Annotated in this window: 13 protein-coding genes; 4 read left to right on the plus strand and 9 right to left on the minus strand. The window is 55.8% G+C overall.

All coding sequences use genetic code 11. From position 1 onward, the window contains the following. Window positions 1-10: 10 nt before the first annotated feature. Window positions 11-1210: a saccharopine dehydrogenase family protein gene (locus J2Z70_RS15475; RefSeq protein ID WP_036702452.1), complete on the minus strand. Its 1200-nt coding sequence runs from the start codon at window positions 1208-1210 to the stop codon at window positions 11-13. A 521-nt stretch (window positions 1211-1731) separates the two neighbouring features. Next, window positions 1732-2553, minus strand: a complete 822-nt coding sequence (locus J2Z70_RS15480) for an AraC family transcriptional regulator (RefSeq protein WP_209874516.1) — start codon at window positions 2551-2553, stop codon at window positions 1732-1734. Between the two features lie 187 nt (window positions 2554-2740). On the opposite strand from J2Z70_RS15480, the gene J2Z70_RS15485 reads away from it, so the two are divergent. Beyond that, complete coding sequence (locus J2Z70_RS15485) at window positions 2741-4675, plus strand: acyltransferase (protein WP_245368256.1); 1935 nt, start codon at window positions 2741-2743, stop codon at window positions 4673-4675. Window positions 4676-5482: 807 nt separating this feature from the next. Here J2Z70_RS15485 and J2Z70_RS15490 read toward each other — a convergent pair. Together J2Z70_RS15490 and J2Z70_RS15495 are read right to left on the minus strand one after the other, a co-directional pair. Beyond that, window positions 5483-5689 carry a hypothetical protein gene (locus tag J2Z70_RS15490; protein WP_209874521.1) on the minus strand — a complete coding sequence of 69 codons (207 nt, stop codon included), beginning with the start codon at window positions 5687-5689 and terminating at the stop codon, window positions 5483-5485. 19 nt (window positions 5690-5708) lie between these two features. Beyond that, complete coding sequence (locus J2Z70_RS15495) at window positions 5709-6521, minus strand: ATP-dependent Clp protease proteolytic subunit (protein ID WP_281068189.1); 813 nt, start codon at window positions 6519-6521, stop codon at window positions 5709-5711. Here J2Z70_RS15495 and J2Z70_RS15500 point away from each other — a divergent pair. Both J2Z70_RS15500 and J2Z70_RS15505 read left to right on the plus strand, forming a co-directional pair. Next, entirely contained in the window at window positions 6465-7235 is a 771-nt protein-coding gene (locus tag J2Z70_RS15500) for an RNA polymerase sigma factor (protein ID WP_209874527.1), read from the plus strand. The genes J2Z70_RS15495 and J2Z70_RS15500 overlap by 57 nt on opposite strands. Window positions 7236-7286: 51 nt before the next feature. Then, window positions 7287-8186: an NAD-dependent epimerase/dehydratase family protein gene (locus tag J2Z70_RS15505; protein ID WP_209874530.1), complete on the plus strand. Its 900-nt coding sequence runs from the start codon at window positions 7287-7289 to the stop codon at window positions 8184-8186. Here J2Z70_RS15505 and J2Z70_RS15510 read toward each other — a convergent pair. Then, window positions 8166-10217: a methyl-accepting chemotaxis protein gene (locus J2Z70_RS15510; protein WP_209874533.1), complete on the minus strand. Its 2052-nt coding sequence runs from the start codon at window positions 10215-10217 to the stop codon at window positions 8166-8168. The two genes, J2Z70_RS15505 and J2Z70_RS15510, sit on opposite strands and share 21 nt — an antisense overlap. Before the next feature lie 275 nt (window positions 10218-10492). Here J2Z70_RS15510 and J2Z70_RS15515 point away from each other — a divergent pair, with 275 nt between their 5' ends. Beyond that, complete coding sequence (locus J2Z70_RS15515) at window positions 10493-11062, plus strand: YdeI/OmpD-associated family protein (RefSeq protein ID WP_209874536.1); 570 nt, start codon at window positions 10493-10495, stop codon at window positions 11060-11062. A gap of 738 nt (window positions 11063-11800) precedes the next feature. On the opposite strand, the gene J2Z70_RS15520 is transcribed toward J2Z70_RS15515, so the two are convergent. The 4 genes from J2Z70_RS15520 to J2Z70_RS15535 are packed head-to-tail and all read right to left on the minus strand — an operon-like array spanning window position 11801 to window position 17208. Then, entirely contained in the window at window positions 11801-12976 is a 1176-nt protein-coding gene (locus tag J2Z70_RS15520) for an N-acetylglucosamine-6-phosphate deacetylase (RefSeq protein WP_209874539.1), read from the minus strand. Then, window positions 12973-13752 (minus strand): glucosamine-6-phosphate deaminase, encoded by a 780-nt coding sequence (locus J2Z70_RS15525; protein ID WP_209874542.1) that lies wholly within the window; start codon window positions 13750-13752, stop codon window positions 12973-12975. Before J2Z70_RS15525 ends, J2Z70_RS15520 begins: the two co-directional genes overlap by 4 nt. After that, window positions 13746-15410, minus strand: a complete 1665-nt coding sequence (locus J2Z70_RS15530) for a response regulator transcription factor (RefSeq protein WP_209874544.1) — start codon at window positions 15408-15410, stop codon at window positions 13746-13748. The genes J2Z70_RS15525 and J2Z70_RS15530 overlap by 7 nt, the downstream gene beginning before the upstream one ends. After that, complete coding sequence (locus J2Z70_RS15535; RefSeq protein ID WP_209874548.1) at window positions 15382-17208, minus strand: cache domain-containing sensor histidine kinase; 1827 nt, start codon at window positions 17206-17208, stop codon at window positions 15382-15384. The genes J2Z70_RS15530 and J2Z70_RS15535 overlap by 29 nt, the downstream gene beginning before the upstream one ends. Window positions 17209-17283 lie beyond the last annotated feature (75 nt).

Raw genomic sequence — 17283 nt, forward strand, 5'->3', positions numbered from 1 at the left:
GTCATACGCCTTAATCCAGCAGCGTCGGCGAGAAATCTTCTTGCCAAGGCAGGCCGTGTTTGTTAAGAGCATCCATGAATGGATCTGGGTCGAACTCTTCGATATTGTGTACACCCGGCTTGTTCCAGATGCCTTTGATAATCATCATTGCCCCAATCATCGCAGGAACGCCGGTAGTGTAGGAAATGGCCTGGGAGCCAACCTCTCTATAGCACTCTTCGTGATCGCAGACATTGTAGACATAATAGGTCTTAGGCTGGCCGTCTTTGGTTCCTTGAATGATACAGCCGATATTGGTTTTACCTTTGGTTCTTGGTCCCAGGGAAGCCGGGTCAGGCAGAATGGCCTTCAGGAACTGCAAAGGAATAATCTCTTTACCTTCATAATTAATAGGCTCAATAGAAGTCATGCCGACATTCTCAAGCACCTTCAGGTGAGTCAGATAGTTCTGCGAGAAGGTCATCCAGAAGCGGATTTTTTTGACGCCAGGAATGTTAACTGCCAAGGATTCTAACTCTTCATGGTACAAAAGGTAGATATCCTTCGGGCCGATCTCCGGGAGATCGTATACTTTCTTCTCGGACAGCGGCGCTGTCTCAATCCACTCGCCATTCTCGAAGTAACGTCCGTTCGCAGTAATCTCGCGGATATTAATCTCAGGATTGAAGTTAGTGGCAAACGGATAACCGTGGTCGCCCGCATTCGCATCCACAATATCAATCGTATGGATCTCGTCAAAATAATGCTTCTGCGCATAAGCCGTGAATACACCGGTTACGCCAGGGTCGAAGCCGCTGCCGAGCAGCGCTGTAATTCCGGCCTTCTCGAATCTTTCCTTGTAAGCCCATTGCCAGGAATATTCAAACTTCGCCGTATCCTGCGGTTCGTAGTTCGCTGTATCTACATAGTGCACTCCGGTAGCCAGGCAGGCATCCATGATCGTCAGATCCTGGTAAGGAAGAGCCACATTAATCACGACATCCGGCTGGAAGCTCTTGATCAGCTCAATGACTTCTTCCGTGTTGTCAGCATCCAGCTTGGCCGTAGAAATCTTAGTCAGGCCCCCGTCCAGCTTCTCCTTGAGCGCATCGCACTTCGACACCGTACGGCTGGCAATGCAAATCTCTTCGAATACATCCGGGTTCTGGCAGCATTTATGAACAACAACGCTCGCTACACCGCCAGCGCCAATAATTAACGCTTTTCCCAAATTAATAACCCCCTAATTATGCTTAAGTTATTAGTTATTAGCCTTGCTGCTCTGGAACAGGCTACATCCTATGAAAAATCAACAACGCTGATTATACAGAAACTTTCTCAATAAATCAATAAAATCCGACAAAAACTGTGATCTTCCGTGTAAAATCTGCCGTTTTCTACATTAATACTCTGTAATTCACTTCATTGCACTGAAATCCTTCGTTTTCCTTCGCTTTTAACCTTAATAAATTGAAAATAAGCTTAGGGTCCCGTCCACATGTCAATCCATCAGGCCAACCGGATAATTATATCACAACGGCGGTGTTGTTCAACTTTTTTATTTCAAATTTAAGCAAGACCAGCCGGACAAAAGTGCAAATGATACACATGATAATAAATTACCCGTTTTTCGCTGCCGTTAACTGATCATTGTAAAGGCCGCCCAGTGTGGACTACTCTGATCTGGTCCATCCGTTTATTATGCGTAACCCTCTCTATCCCATACCTCTGTCGTGCCTAGCCGTTGCGGGATTAGCAGGACCTCATCGCAGACGGCGGCTGTCCGCTGAGCTGCTTGAAGGCTTTGCTGAAATGAAACTCATCGCTGTATCCGCAGGCGGCAGCAATCTCCTTCAGGGTTAGCCTGGTATACAGCAGTTGCTTCTTCGCATGTTCATAGCGGATTTCACTTAAATACCCTTTGGGACTCTTGTGCAGATATTGCTGAAAAAGACTGCGCACATACGAGGAGGATATGCCGTAGCGCACCGCCAGCTCATGGATCTGCAAGGGTTCACTGTAGCGCCGCTCAAGCTCCTCCTTCATCCGTAAGAACAGTTCATAGCCCTGCCCCAAGTCAGGATTAGCGCTATCCTTAGCCTGAAACAATTCGTACAAAAGCTCATAGAGCAGCGCCTGAGTCTTAAGCTGGCTTCCGGGATTACCAGGAACAAAATCGCCGGCAATCTGGCGGAACAGCTGACTCAGCTGTCTGCCTGGCTCCCTCCCCGGCTTCAGGAGGAACGGCAAAGGCAGTGCATGAAGCGGCTCCACCCTCCCCTGATTATCCGCTGAAGGAGACAACGTATACAACGACAGCAGGATCATGGTGATCCTCAGGGGCTCCCCGCCTCCGCTGCTCATCTCCATGGACAGGCCCGGCCACAGATAGAACAGCATGTCCGGCGACACCGGATGCTCCTCTGTGTCTGTCTGGAACACTCCTTCCCCTTCCTGAATCCAGTACAGGCTGTGCACATGTATATTCTGACGGATATCCTTCCAGTGCGGGAAGGTGGTCTTGTCATGAATCCAGTGGATATCCATCACCAGATTCTGCGGAATCTCCTCCATGTATAGCTCCTCCGTTTCTCGGTTTGCCATTTACCAGAGATGGGATCAATCAGGAATGGGATCAACCAGAGATTAATACTGAAGCGTTTTTGACATGCCAATTTTGTTCATTATACCATGCCACTCCCCTGCATTCATTGCTACACTTAGGACATTAACGGCTGGAATGATGAAGGAGAGATACCAGATGACTGAAACCCTGTCCACCCAAGCACAAGCCCTGGATTACATGCCTTGGATTGGCTTGTCCGAACAAGAACGTCTTCAGCAGGACCGCTACCAGCAGCAGCTTGCTGCGGATTATCCCTGCACCTTCGGAGAAGCCTGCTTCGTCTCGCCGCAAGCCATCGTGCTGCCGGATCAGCTGGCGCTCGGCGACCGGAGCTACATTGCAGGAGGTGCGATTATCCGCAGCACACGGCTGGTCACAGGCAGCGACTGCTCTATGAACAGCTATAGCATATTGTCAGGCGATATTACCATGGGGAATGGCGTGCGGATCGCTTCCCATGCAAGTCTATACGGCTTCAATCACGGCTACGCCGTGACGGATGTTCCGGTCTTCCGCCAGCCTTTGACAGTCAAGGGCATTGTCATAGGAGATGATGTGTGGATCGGGGCTAATGCCGTGATTCTTGACGGGGTGCGGATCGGCTCGCACAGCATTGTTGCGGCGGGGGCGGTAGTAACCCGCGATGTGCCGGCGTACAGCATTGTCGGCGGCAATCCGGCCAAGCTGATCCGCAGCCGGCTGGCCGGGGAGGCCGCTGCAACGGCTGAGCCCACCAAGGACAAGGAGGAATCAGTGATGAAGATGAAGGATGGAATGGGAATTGAGGAGGCTAATTTGGGGGGAGAATCTGAGCAGAGGGAGGAAGGAAGTAAGGGGCTGGGGAAAAACGGTGAGCGGTTGGAGAAAAATATTAAGCTGTTCGGCGAGGACGTTGAGGCGGTGGGAGATCGCAGTGAGGGGTCGGACGATGGCGTTGGGCGGTTGAGCGATGGTGCAAGGCGGTTAGGCGATGCCGCAGGACTGACTGGTGGAGTTGCCCCCGCTTTTAAGACACTTTATAGCCAGTTGGCAGACTTCAGCAAGCAGTTGCAGGAGCAGCTAACTTCCCTGCTGGAGTTCTACTCCGAAACGATCGAGGGAGAGAAGCTGTTCCGGGACCGGCCGGGAGCGGGGCGGACCGTACGGGCGTACTGCGATGCTGTGGAGATTGCTGCAATGTTCGGCAGTCTGCCGCCTGGCTGGATGAAGGAAGAGCTGATCGCCACATTAGAGCAGTTCCAGGATAGCCAGACCGGATTATTGCCCGACCCGTGGTCGCCGCCCGGACCGGAGGATCAGCCGGAGCGGTTAGCCGATCATCTCTCGCGTTATCATCTTCTCGCAGTAGGCTACGCGCTGGAGGTGTTAGGTTCTGCTCTGCCCCATCCCGTTGCTGTTGCCGAGAATATGGATACTGCTACACTGTATCAGCAGCTTAATAGTCTGCCATGGACGGACAATGCCTGGGGCGCCGGCGACTGGATCGATTGCTATGCTACCGGCCTGTATCACAACCTGAAGTCCTTCGGCTCCGGCAAGCGCCCGGACGATCTCTTCGGCTGGCTGGCGACGCATTGCCGCCGGGACTCCGGGCTGTGGGGTCTGCCTACTGCGGAGGAGGGCTGGCTGCAGCCGGTGAACGGCTTTTACCGGCTTACCCGCGCTACCTACGCCCAGTTCGGTCTGCCCCTGCCGTACCCGGAGCGCAGCATCGATACCGTGCTGGCTCATAGCCGGGACCGCCGCTTCTTCCGCCTGGACGCGCTCAATGCCTGCAACGTGCTGGATGTCGTCCACCCGCTCTGGCTCTGCCAGAAGCAGAGTGATTACCGGCAGGCGGAGATCCGCGCTTGGGCGGAGAAGCTGCTCGGCGAAGTGCTGCCCTTCTGGGTTCCCGAGCGCGGCTTCGCCTTCCAGCTATCCCGGCAGCAGGAGACCGGCCTGCAAGGCACGGAGATGTGGCTAAGCATTATCTATCTGTTGGCGGACCTGTGCGGGTTAAGCTCAGCCCTGGGCTACTCCCCGAAGGGAGTACACCGCCTGGAGCCTGCCTTCTCGTTATCCGTATAAGCGGGACTGGCGTTCATACGGCTGCCAGAACTTACGCGCACAAGTGGGAACGGCTTTGCCGTCCTTTTAAAGGACGGTACCGTTTCAGTGAGAAGTAGAAGGCCTCGTGGCACCACAATGTATGCTGTTTAATACGAAAATAAAAGTCGGGATGCGACTGATGCACCCGACTTATTTTCATTCCTGGGGGTGACAAGGCCTCTGTCTTGTCATGCCTGTTTTTCGCATACATTCGGGTCATACGCCTGCGTGCCAACACAATGTATGCTGTTTTTCGCATACATTTGGGCCATACGCCTGCGTGCCACCACAATGTATGCTGTTTTTGGCATACATTCGGGCCATACGCCTGCATGCGGAGCACAATGTATGCTGTTTTTCGCATACATTTAGGCCATACGCCTGCGTGCGAGCACAATGTATGCTGTTTTTGGCATACATTCGGGTCATACGCCTGCGTGCGAGCACAATGAATGTTGTTTTTGGCATACATTCGGGTCATACGCCTGCGTGCGAGCACAATGAATGTTGTTTTTGGCATACATTCGGGTCATACGCCTGCGTGCGAGCACAATGTATGCTGTTTTTCGCATACATTCGGGCCATGCGCCGTGTGCCACTAACATGTATGCTGTTTTTGGCATACATTCGGGCCATGCGCCTGGGTGCCAGCACAATGTTTGTTGTTTTTCACATACATTCGGTGTGGATACTATAATTTCCTATACAAGCGCAAAAACCCCGTCGTCTCCGCTCGTTCTTAGCAGGGATGACGGGGTTTTGTACGCTTTTACCTGCAGCTCCCGGTTATTGCCCGAAGCCGACGCGCGGACGCTCGCGCTCCTTGGTCTGCAGCTCTACCGCCCGGATCGAGGTAATGGGAATGTAGAGGGTCTGATACTCCGTACTGTATTTCACGAACCGATCATCCAGTTCCTCCAGTACGCCTCCCCTAACACTTGTACCATCCAAAAAATGAATATGAACTTCCTGTCCCTTCAGCGCTTCCAGCATGCTCTTCCTCTCCTTCGTCTCACAGATGGGTGATGATCGTGTCAATAATTCCGTACTCCAGTGCCTCCTCAGCCGACATGAAATAATCCCGGTCCATATCCTTCTCCACCTTCTCCGGCGCCTGTCCGGTCCGCTGCGCGGTGATCCCGACAATCTTCTCACGGATCTGGAGAATACGTCTGGCGCTGATGGCAATATCGCTCGCCTGCCCCTGCGCCCCGCCATGCGGCTGATGGATCATAATCTCGCTGTTGGGCAACGCGGACCGTTTGCCAGTTGCTCCCGCCAGCAGCAGCAGTGAAGCAAACGAAGCAGCAAAACCGGTGCAGATCGTGTTGACTTGAGGTTTAATTACCTGCATCGTATCATAAATACCGAAGCCTGCGGTAGTCGAGCCTCCGGGGCTGTTAATGAACATCTGAATATCCTTCTCCGGCTCATCCGCCGCGAGGAACAGCAACTGCGCGATAATGCTATTGGCCAGCCCGTCATCGATTGCCGCACCTACGAATACAATCCGGTCCTTCAGCAGCCGGGAATAGATATCATAAGACCGCTCTCCTCTGGCTGTCTGTTCAATCACATAGGGGATTACGCTCATTCTGGTGTGCCTCCTCTGATCTGTTTTAGTGTGGATACCCTGTAAACGGTCAGCCCGCGCGAAAAGATACGGAAGGCGGAAGAGTTGCGGAAATAGCGGGAGTGCGTATCTTTTACATTGTGCCGTTCGTTTATATAATAGAAGCAACACAACCCATCGAAGGAGAGGGCCACTATGACGATGCTTGAACAACACCGGACATCCGATAAGATAGCTATGGATACAAGACATCTGCAGGAGCTGGGAACAACACTCCAGCGCTACTGCCTGTCGCTCACCCGCTCCCGCTTCGACGCCGACGATCTGGCGCAGGAGACTTGGGTCAAAGCGCTGGGCTACCGCAAATTCACCATCAGCCCCAATCCCGAAGCCCTGCTGCTGCGGATTGCCAAGAATACCTGGATTGACGCCTCCCGCCGCCAGGGGTCGCTCATCCGTGCCATGGAAAGGTCTGGAGTGTCATCCGATCCAGCTTCTGCGGCGGCAGCCCTGGAGGAGCTGACCGAGACGGAGCTGACCTTTCAGGCGCTGCTCGCCCATCTCTCGCCGCCGCAGCGGACCGCCTGGGTCCTCCGCGATGTGCTGGGGTATTCAGCCGCCGAGTCCGCCGGACTCTTGGCAACCACGGAAGGCGCGGTAAAAGCGGCGCTGCACCGTGCACGCCAGGCCTTGAGCAAGGTCCGGGAGGAGCTGATCCAGCATGAAGGCCCCGCGCTTCCGCAGGATTCCGATTACCGGGGTTATCTGCGGGCTCTAGCTGAGGCTTATGAGCAAGGGCGGATTCCAGTATTGCTGGAGCTGCTCCGCCAGGAGAATGCCGGGGAGGTAACCGCTGCTGTAAGCACGTTTACGGTTCAGTCCTTGGATTCCATGTATATAGACAACGCGAGATACGCCTATACCTATGGAGCGCCTGCATACGGTGAGCTTCGGATGGCTGCATAATACGGCTGAATGGAGCAGTAGCTCTGACTATAACTTAGGAGAGGTGATCCCATGAAGAAGGTGCTTGTGCTTGGAGGGACGAGATTTTTCGGCAAAAGGCTGGTGGAGCTGCTGCTCCAGGACCAGGACAGCGAGGTCACCATTCTGACCCGGGGCCTAACAGAGGATTCCTTCGGTGAGCATGTCACCCGGCTGGCCGCGGACCGGACGGATGAAGCGGCGCTTGAGCAGGCTGTCGGGGACACTGTATGGGATATCGTCTACGATAACATTTGCTACACGCCGGATGAGGCGGCGGCAGCTGTGCGGATCTGGGCGGGGCGGGCCAAGCGGTATATCCTGACTTCCAGCTTATCCGTGTACGATCCGCAGCCGGAGGCGCTGGCTGAAACGGACTTCGATCCCTGGCATTATCCGCTGAAGTCTGGCGGGAAGACGGATATCAGTTACCAGGAAGGCAAAAGACAAGCCGAAGCCGTTCTGCTCCAGACAGCCGATTTCCCGGTGGCTGCGGTACGTTTTCCGATTGTGCTGGGCACGGATGATTATACGCGCCGGTTGCATTTTCACATCGAGCATGTTCTGGCGGGAAGGCCGGTTGGCATCCCTAATCCGCAGGCGGAGATCTCGTTCATCCGTTCGGATGAAGCGGCTGATTTCCTGCATTGGCTGGGCCGGGAGGGCTCAGCCGTCACGGGGCCTGTGAACGCCTGCTCGGACGGTACCCTCACCATTGGCGGCGTTATCTCCATCATCGAGCAGATTACCGGAAGGACAGCTATCGTCCAGAGTGAGGCGGCTGAGACGGATCAATCGCCTTTTGGCATCGGTGCATCGTGGTTCATGGATACGGCAAAAGCCCGCAGCGCGGGCTTCAGCTTCCTGTCCTTATCAGAGTGGTTCACGGAGCTGGTCTCGTCGCTGACCCATTCACTTCGCCAGGACCAGTAGCTCCTCCTCCAGCTCTTTGGAGATCTCTTTATCAGGTTCGTTAACAAGCGTACTCAGGCCGGGCGCAGGCTCTTCCTGCACTGGCATTCTTCCTGGCAGCGGCCGGTGATTACCGGCTTCTGCCCTTTTTGCTGTCTGTTCCGTCTGCTTCGTATGCATCTCCCGCTGTAGCTTGGGCTGGATTTCCCCGGCAGTCTCCGCTTCCTGCTGCTCTTCCGATTTCTGCACCATCCCGCGAACCTTTGGAGCTGCATGTGTTGAACTTGGATCTGAACCCGGGTCCGAATCTGGGTCCGGCTCTAGCTCAGACGCTGCTCCCAGCTCGAATCCGGCCTCAGCAGCCTCCGATATTTTGAACACATTGATCTCCCGGAACAGCCGCTGCGAGATTTCATTAATCTCCCCGGCCTGCCTGGCGATGTCCCCGATGGCCTGATCCTGCTGGGTGCTGGAGGCGTTCACCTCCTGAACTCCGGCCGCCGTCTGCTCAGCTACAGCCGCAACAGAATGTACAGCTTCGGCAAGCCGCGAATTGAGGGTACGCGTCTGTTCCACCTTGTGGTGAATTTGCCCGATCTGTATGCTGATGCCTGTAATCGATTCGTCGATAGCGGCGAAGGAAGCCAGGGTCTGTTCCACCTGATGGTCCTGCTGCTCCAGACGGTCCCGGGTCTCCATCATATGTCCCTGGAAATCCGCCATACCAGCCCCAAGCTCCTGAATAATCCTGCTGATAAGTACCGAGGAGTCATTCGTCTGTACGGACAACTGCCGCACTTCATCGGCAATCACGGCGAAGCCTTTGCCTGCTGCCCCCGCCCTGGCAGCTTCAATCGCTGCGTTCAGTGAGAGAATATTCGTCTGCTTCGAGATTTCGGTGATCGAATGGGTAATACGCGAGATATCCTTGGACTGGCTCACCAGCTTGTCCAGCGCCCCATAGACCTTGCTGATGGACACCCGGGAATCCTGGGAGCTCTGACGCAGCGCCGTAACGGTCTCCGAGCCCTGCTGCCTGTTCTGGTTAGCGGCTTCACTCGTAGTCAGCATGACATCCGTATAATCGGCAATCTCCTGAACCCCGCAGGCCAGCTCCTCCAGCAGCTGTGAGCTCTGCTCCGACTGGACAGCCTGCTGGTCTGCTCCAAGCGAAATCTCCTGGATGGTTCTGACAATATTCTGGTTCGTATGCGCTGTAACCGCCGAAGACCCCTGAAAAGATTGCGCGTAATCGGCAAGCGAGCCTGCCGCTGACAAGGTCTGCCGCAGCATCCCCTGTACCCTGCTGACCATATGGTCGAAATGATGGCTCAGTTGTCCCAGCTCATCATTGTACGGGGAGTTAATCTGCTGCCGCAGATCGCCCTCCGCGATCTGTCTGAGCGCCGCCTGCAGCTTGCGCACCGGTGACAGGAACGAGCGGATCAGCAGCCAGGCGAGCACCAGCATGAACAGGGACACTGCGATCGCAGCGTACGTCACGATGGATACCGTATCATCCAGCAGGGCGAAGGAGACCCCCTGGGCCTGATCGGCATTGGCAGCAGCAGCGGTGTACAGCTCACCGTTAGTCTTCAGCATGTCCTGATTCAGCGCAAGCGCCTTCGTATGTATACCATCGATTTTCTCCAAAACACTTAGCGGGTCAAGGGTCTCGTCCGACATTGTGGTTACCAGTTCCTTCGTCAGAGCGCTGTATTCTGCGGCCTGGGCAGACAGCAGCTTATAGCTCGCAGAAGCAGGCGTACCCAGCTCAAAATTTACCTTGGCCAGCTCCGTGGACAGCTGCTGCTGCTTCTCCTTCAAAGGCTCTGCCTGCTCCAGGTCACTGGATTCCGCCAAGGAAGTCTCCGCACGGTTCAGCTCCTGCAGCTGCTGGGTGATGGTTGAGACCGTAATTCTATTCTCCATTTCGCTCTTCTGCCGTTCCATGGATCGCTCGACCTGCTTGATTTTATGTCCCTGGTACACAGCCACGCCCAGAAAAATAAGTGTAATCGCCGAGAAACTCAAGATCAGCTTCCATTTCATCGAAAAGTGCAGCCGCTTCCCCTTCAAAAGTATCATCCCTTCATATCAAGCCTGATTATGCAATAGGTATATTATGCTAATAACCTCATTGTAAAAGCCGGATATTAATTACTCTCTCAAGTTGTGTATGCGCAGCGTAAAGAATGTGTTGCGAAAGTGTTAACAAAGCGGCAAAATTTAAGGAATTAGGAGAAGTTGCATAATGTGCAGGATTTCGATCGGGCAGAGGGCAGACAGAGCCGGAAGCAGAAGACAGAAGGGAATGAACCCTATCTATGAGTAGCGAAAATAGACTTGAAGCTGCAACGAGAGAAGATTTGAGAAAGTGGCTGATCGCAAATAGCACCACAGAGGGCTCTTGCTGGGTAGAGGTCAGTCTGAAGCCGCTCCCGGGGACAATACTGTATCTGGACGCCGTGGAAGAAGCGCTGTGCTTCGGCTGGATTGACGGGGTGAAGAAGGTGAACGCTGAAGGCAAGCTGATGCAACGGCTGTCTCCACGCAGCAAACGGAGTTCATGGACTGAGCTGAATAAGGAACGTGTCCGAAGGCTGGAGAAGCTGGGGCTGATGCGCGACGAGGGACGGCGATGCCTGCCTGATATGGATGTCGGAGCTTTTCGAATCGATCCCTTGATTGAACAGAGATTGAAGGAGGACGAGCAGGTGTATCGCCATTTCCTGGCCTTTCCGGCGCTGTATCAGCGGGTGCGGATCGACACCATTCAGAGCTATATCCGCCAGCCGGAGCTGTTCCAACGTAGATTGGACAAATTCATAGAGAACACCAGAGTTAACAAAATGTACGGCCAGTGGCATGACAACGGGCGTCTGCTGGAGGATTAGTTCTGTTCTTTTACTGCGTTTGTTGTCGGACAAATTACCCTGACGGGTGGGCCAACAGCTCCAGAATGGCATGTGCAACTACTGTATGTGTGAATGGGTGCGGGATTTGGTAATGTGCGCGGGGGGATGTGTGAATGTGCGCGGGATGTGTGAATGGGTGCGAGGAATTAGTTGGAAAAACGTATCTTAATCTGGCTCATTTGGAGCGTTCGCAGAAATTAATTGGATTTATGACATTTATTTTCGTAAAAATTCCCTCTATGGCTCTGATGCCAGCATTTTAAGTGCTATTTTTCCAACTACGACTCGCTGTGGTCCCTTCCGCCCCTGAACAAGTGCCTAAAATCCAACTATTTCCTGAGAATGGGGCTGATGCAGACGGTGAGGCTGGTGCTGAGGCTAACGCAGATACATTTGTAGATGCTGATGCAGCTGCTGGTCCAGGCGCTGGCGCATTCGTTGACGCAAGTGCGGACTTAGTGCGAGTGACACTGCGAGTGTAGGCGGAAAACCGAATACAATGTGCTGCGCAAAGGTAATCAGGGCGGATGTATGTTGAAAACCGAATACATTTACTATTAATGTTACTGGCGTGGAGCAGACGCTGGCGCAACAGCCATCCCCTTGCTCAGCCCATGCCACCCCCGCCCTCTGCAATCGTTCAACTTGAGCGATTCACTTCCAAATCATAACAGGCCCCCGTAACCGGGGGCCTGTGCTCACCTTACCGCCGCTCACTCACTCCCGGCGGTACACCCAGCCGCCGGCCTGGCACAGCGCCGTCAGCGCAAGCCCGCCGCCACCCGGCCCGGTGCGGCGGATCAGCGCCAGATCCGCCGGCGCTCCGGCGGCCAGGCCCGCAGCCACAGGCAGGGCCATGAAGCCTGCCGGATGCACGGACGCCATGTCCCAGGCGTCCGGCAGGCTGGCCAGGCCCGCGGCGCTAAGGCGCGCGATGTGGCGCAGCAGCATCTGCGCCGAACCCGCCAGCAGCCCGGGCTCGCCGGCGAGATGCAGCCGGCCCGCCGGGGTCAGCACGACACGGCCGCCGACCGGCGTGTCATAGCTGCCGGGCGCAAGCCCGGCGAGGGCAACGGCATCGCTGACCAGCAGCACCCGCCGGCCCTTGACCTTCATCGCCACCTTCAGCACCTCATCCGGGAGGTGGAAGCCGTCGGCGATCAATGTGCACCACAGCTCATCTGCGGCGAGCTGGGCCCACAGGTAGTTCGGATGGCGCGGCAGCATAGCATGGGCGCCATTGCCCAGATGCGTGGACAGCCGCGCTCCGGCGGCAACCGCCCCGGCAATCTGCGCGGCATCCGCTGACGTATGCCCGATGGAGACCGTCACTCCCCGCCGTACGCAGTGGCGGATGAATTCCGCGCTCCCCTCCCATTCGGGGGACAGCGTCACAATGGAGATTCGCCCGCCCGAAGCCTCCTGCCACTGGTCGAACAAGGCCGTATCCGGCGGACGGATATGCTCCAGCGCATGTGCCCCGCGCGGCCCGTCCTCCGGCGAGAGAAACGGGCCTTCCAGATGGATGCCCTTGATCGTCGCAGCGCTGGCCTCATCCTCTTCACAGGCCCGGGCAATCGCCCGCATCGCTCCGAGAATCGTATACGGAGCGCCGGTAATTACAGTCGGGTAGAAGCCGGTCACTCCCTCCCGCCACACCGCGCGGACCGCCTTCTTGACATCCTCTGCCCCCAGTGCCGGATGATTGAAATCATATCCGCCATAGCCGTTAATCTGCAGATCCACCAGGCCCGGCGCAACAATTGGAAGCCCCTCTCGTTCCTCCAGCGGCAGCTCCCGTATGCCCAAGGCTTCAATGGCAGCAATCGCCCCATCCTCCACGTGAACCCGAACGGGTTCGCCTGTCCGGTAATGCAGTGCGTCAATGTTCATGAGAAGACCGCCCCGAAGGAGTCGGTGTCCACGAACATCCGGCAATCCCCGTGCTCCCGCAGGATGGTGGACGGACATGCCGTGGAGATGGATTCATGCAGTGTGCGGGTAACCGCACCGCGCTTGGAAGCGCCCGGCACCATGCAGAACAGCCATTGCGCAGACAGCAGGACCGGAATCGTCAACGTTAAGGCCTGCTGCGGCACTTCCGCCAGGCTGGGGAAGCACCCGTCATTCACCTGCTGGTTCCGGCAGACCTCATCCAGTACCACCAGCTTCACAGGAAGCGGGTCATTGAAATCTGCCACGGGCGGATCATTGAAGGCCAGGTGACCATTCTCCCCGATGCCAAGGCAGACGATATCGATCGGCGCTTCCGCCAGCAGCCGTCCGTAACGCTTGCATTCGGCTTCCGGGCTGGCGGCAGGGTTCAGATAATGGACCGTTCCCGGCCGTACCTTGCCGAACAGCGCCTCCCGGAGGAAGCTGCCGAAGCTCTGCGGAGAGCCTGCCGGCAGGCCGATATATTCATCCATATGGAACGCGGTAATCCGGCTCCAGTCCAGATCCGGCGCAGCGGCAAGCTCTGCAAGAAATTCATTCTGGGAGGGTGCAGCGGCGAACACGATCCGCACCTGTGCCTTGGAGGCCAGCAGCGCCCGGATGGCCGCCGCTGCTTCACGCCCGGCAGCAGCTCCGAGCTGCGAGCGGTTCTTGTATACGCGGACAAGCATGGCGCCCGACAGTTCCGTATGAATCGGTTTGATGCTCAGCATGGGTAGTGCCTCCTTGTGCCTAATGTCTGTGCAGACCGGCTGCCTTCCTCCCCCCGGAACTCTCCGGGCGTAGTGCCTGTATGCAGCTTGAAGAGCTTCGTGAAATAGCTTTTATTCTCATATCCCAGCTGCTCCGCTACCTGCTCCACACTTTGCGGAGACTGGTCCAGCCATTCTTTAGCTTGCTCCATTTTGGTATGGGTGACATAGTGGATGAAGCTCATTCCGGTTTCCTTTTTGAACAGGCGGCTGAAATAGCTCGAATTCAAATGTGTGTATTCCGCCACCTCCTCCAGGGTGATTTTACGGTTCAGATGGCGGTCTACATACTGCTTCACCTTCTTGATCTCATCCCGGCGGGTCTCCTGGTACATCTCCCGGATCACCGGCAGGCGTTCGCTGAAGAACTGCTGAGACCATTCCTCCAGATGATCAATATGATCAATGGCCGTCAAGGTATCATGCAGCAGCTCCAGGGAAAAGGTGGACTGGTATTGCTGGCGGGCCATCAGACGCATCTGGTTATCGTAGAGCAGCTTGAGCATCCACTCCTTCACCTGGCGCGGCGCATACCGTCTGGCACGGATGGTATCCAACCATTTCGACAGCAAGGCCGCAAGCCTGTCCGCCGCTTCCTCCAGGAAGGCCTCACGGATCTCCTGCGAGGCTTCGGCATAATAGAGGAACAGATCCTCCTCCGTGAACGGCGGAAGCGTCTTCAGGCCGTTCAGCTCTCCCGGCTTCAGATAGAAGGCATATTCGCGGCCTTGGCTAAGCAGATCAATGATTCCCTCCCGGAAATGCCCGCCGCCCGCCGGTATACATAAATATTGAAAGGAAGCCGTAACCCCCGGCAGCGCTTGAATGGCGGAACGCAGCCTGCCCAGCATGGAGATATGGCCTGAGTCCGCTCCATTGCCCATACCGCCGCTGAAGACCAGCACACAGTCGCGGCCGCTGTAAGGCAGGCACACGGCAGCGGTATCCTCCTGCCGCACGGCTTCGGCGGCGGATTCCACCCATGACATTAGTGCAAGCTCCTCCGGTTCATTCTCCCCGGCGTTGCCGCTGATCCGGCAGAGCACGGCTACATGGGCCGTGAGATCCGGCATAATTCCCAGCTCGGCGGCGTCTGCCCGCCATTCGCTGTCCGGCAGCTCGCGGGCAGCGATGCGCCGCAGCACACTTTGCTTCAGCAGCACCTTCTGATGCTCGGCCATGCTTTTCCACTTCAGCGTCTGGGCTTTGTCCGCATCCCTGCGGCGCAGATCCTCGCCCAGCTCCCGCAGCAGCCCGGTAATCAGCTCGCGGCTGATCATCTCCTTCAGGATATAGTCGCTCACCATCAGCTTCACCGCCTGCTGGGCATATGTGAAATCATCCATGCAGGACAACACCACCACACGCAGCTCTTCGCTGCGCAGCTTCAGCTCACGGATCAGCTCCAGACCATCCATATAGGGCATGCCAATATCCGTAATGACAATATCGGGCATATCGGCCTGCGCTTTCTCCAGGGCAACCAGACCATTCTTGCAGGCCGAATGCAGCGTTAATCCAAGCTCGTCCCAAGGAATCATTGCCGAGAGAAAGTCCAGTACCGGCTGATCATCATCCACCAGCATTACGCTATACATCGCTTCCACGCTCCCTTTCATAGCCTTGATCCGGAATCTCTTCAGGCAGCACGAACCGGAAGGTCGTCCCTTGTCCGGGCAGGCTGTCAATCGTGATCTGGAAGGCTGCACCGTAAGTCAGATACAGCCGCTCATAGACATTGGACATGCCGATATGGGCCAATCTGCTAGACGGCATCGCTTCCTTCTCTTGCCATTCAGAGCTTAACTCGGCGCGCAGGCGGTTCAGGGTCACCTCATCCATCCCCTGCCCGTTGTCTTCGATCTCTATTAGCAGCTGGTGATCCTGCGTCCGGGTCCGGATCAGAATACGTCCGCTCTCCTGATGCAGACCATGAATGTAGGCATTCTCGATGACCGGCTGCAGCAGGAACCGGGGGATCTTCACGCCAAGGCTCTCCGAAGTACAGTCTGTATCTAGCGACACCTCCTCGGACTGGCGGAAATTCAGCAGCTCCACATAACTCCTGACAATATGCAGCTCATCATGCAGGGTGGTGTACTCGTCCCGCTGCTGAATGGTCATCCGCAGCAGCCGGGAGAGCGAGAACAGCAGCTCCGCATTCTCCTCATCGCCCCGCATCATGATGCGCAGGCGGATCGAATTCAGAATATTGAACAGGAAATGGGGATTGATCTGCGACTGCAGCATGGCCAGCTCGGCCTTGCGCTTCTGCGCCTGCTCCACCTTGATCTGGATAATCATCCGCTCCACCCGGTCCAGCATATGGTCGAAGGACTTGCCCAGCCGTCCGATCTCATCATAGCCGCGAACGCCTGAACGGATGCCTAGCTCTCCTCTGTCCACCCGTGCTGCCACCTGATCCAGCCGGATCACCGGCTTCGTGAACTGCCGGACCAGCAGAACCAGAATCAGCAGGAAAAAAGCGCCTGATACGATCTGCACGGCACTGCTCCAGCGGTGGGTGGCACTGATCTGGCTCACGGCCTCACGGTATGGCGACAGGCTGACAATCCGGTAATTCCCGTAAGGAATCTCCAGGCTGCTCAGCAGATATTGCTCGCCCCGGTAATCCATAAACCCGGAACCTTCTGAATGCTTCACAGCATCCATAAGCGCGAACGGCCGGCCCAGCCTGGTCTTGTCCCTGGCGGCAAGAACGGTTCCGTCAGGCGCAATCAGCAGCGTCTCCTGGCCCTGCCGGTTGTCATTAAAAATCTGGCTGATCCGGCTCTCGGCGATGCTGATGATCAAGGTAGCATAGGTTGAATTGGAGGACAGCTTGAGATTCCTGGCAATGGTCAGCACCTGCGGGCTGCTTGGGGCAGCGGTCGGAATATAGTTGGCAAGCACACCCGCCCAATACAGCTCGAAGGCAGGCTGCTGGCGGGCTTGTTCCATCCAGGGCTGCTTCAGCAGTGCGCCGATATCCAGCTTGGCGTAAGCATAGTTTGAATAATATTGTCCATCTGAGGTGAGGACGGTGACGAACGTTTTTTCCATCATGGAAGTGACGCTGTTCAGCTTGTCCGTAACCTCTTTGAAATCGAGAATGTGCTTGGCGGTATCAGGCTCGTGCAGCTTATTGCGCTGCCAGTTTTCTTTGAGAATAAGAGTGATGCCGGGGTCGAACTGGATATAATTCGCCACCAGCACCATATTGCTGAGAAGGTTAGAGATATATAGGCTCTCCTGCTCCAGCGAACGGCGTTCATTCTGAATCACCTGGGAGCGGAGGATATGCTCGGTGTAGGAATTGGAGATATACAAGGTAATAGAGGCGGGAAGCAGCAGACAGAGCAGAGAAGCGACGAGCAGCTTATTGCGAAAACCGAGTCTCCATCCTCTAGGCAGCAATGGCAATCCTCCTTCACAATCAGACTATCGTTTTCTATGCCTCTATCATATCAGCTTTCCGCCTCCAGCAGCTCA

Source organism: Paenibacillus silagei, assembly GCF_017874735.1.
Taxonomy (GTDB): Bacteria; Bacillota; Bacilli; order Paenibacillales; family Paenibacillaceae; genus Paenibacillus_AQ; species Paenibacillus_AQ silagei.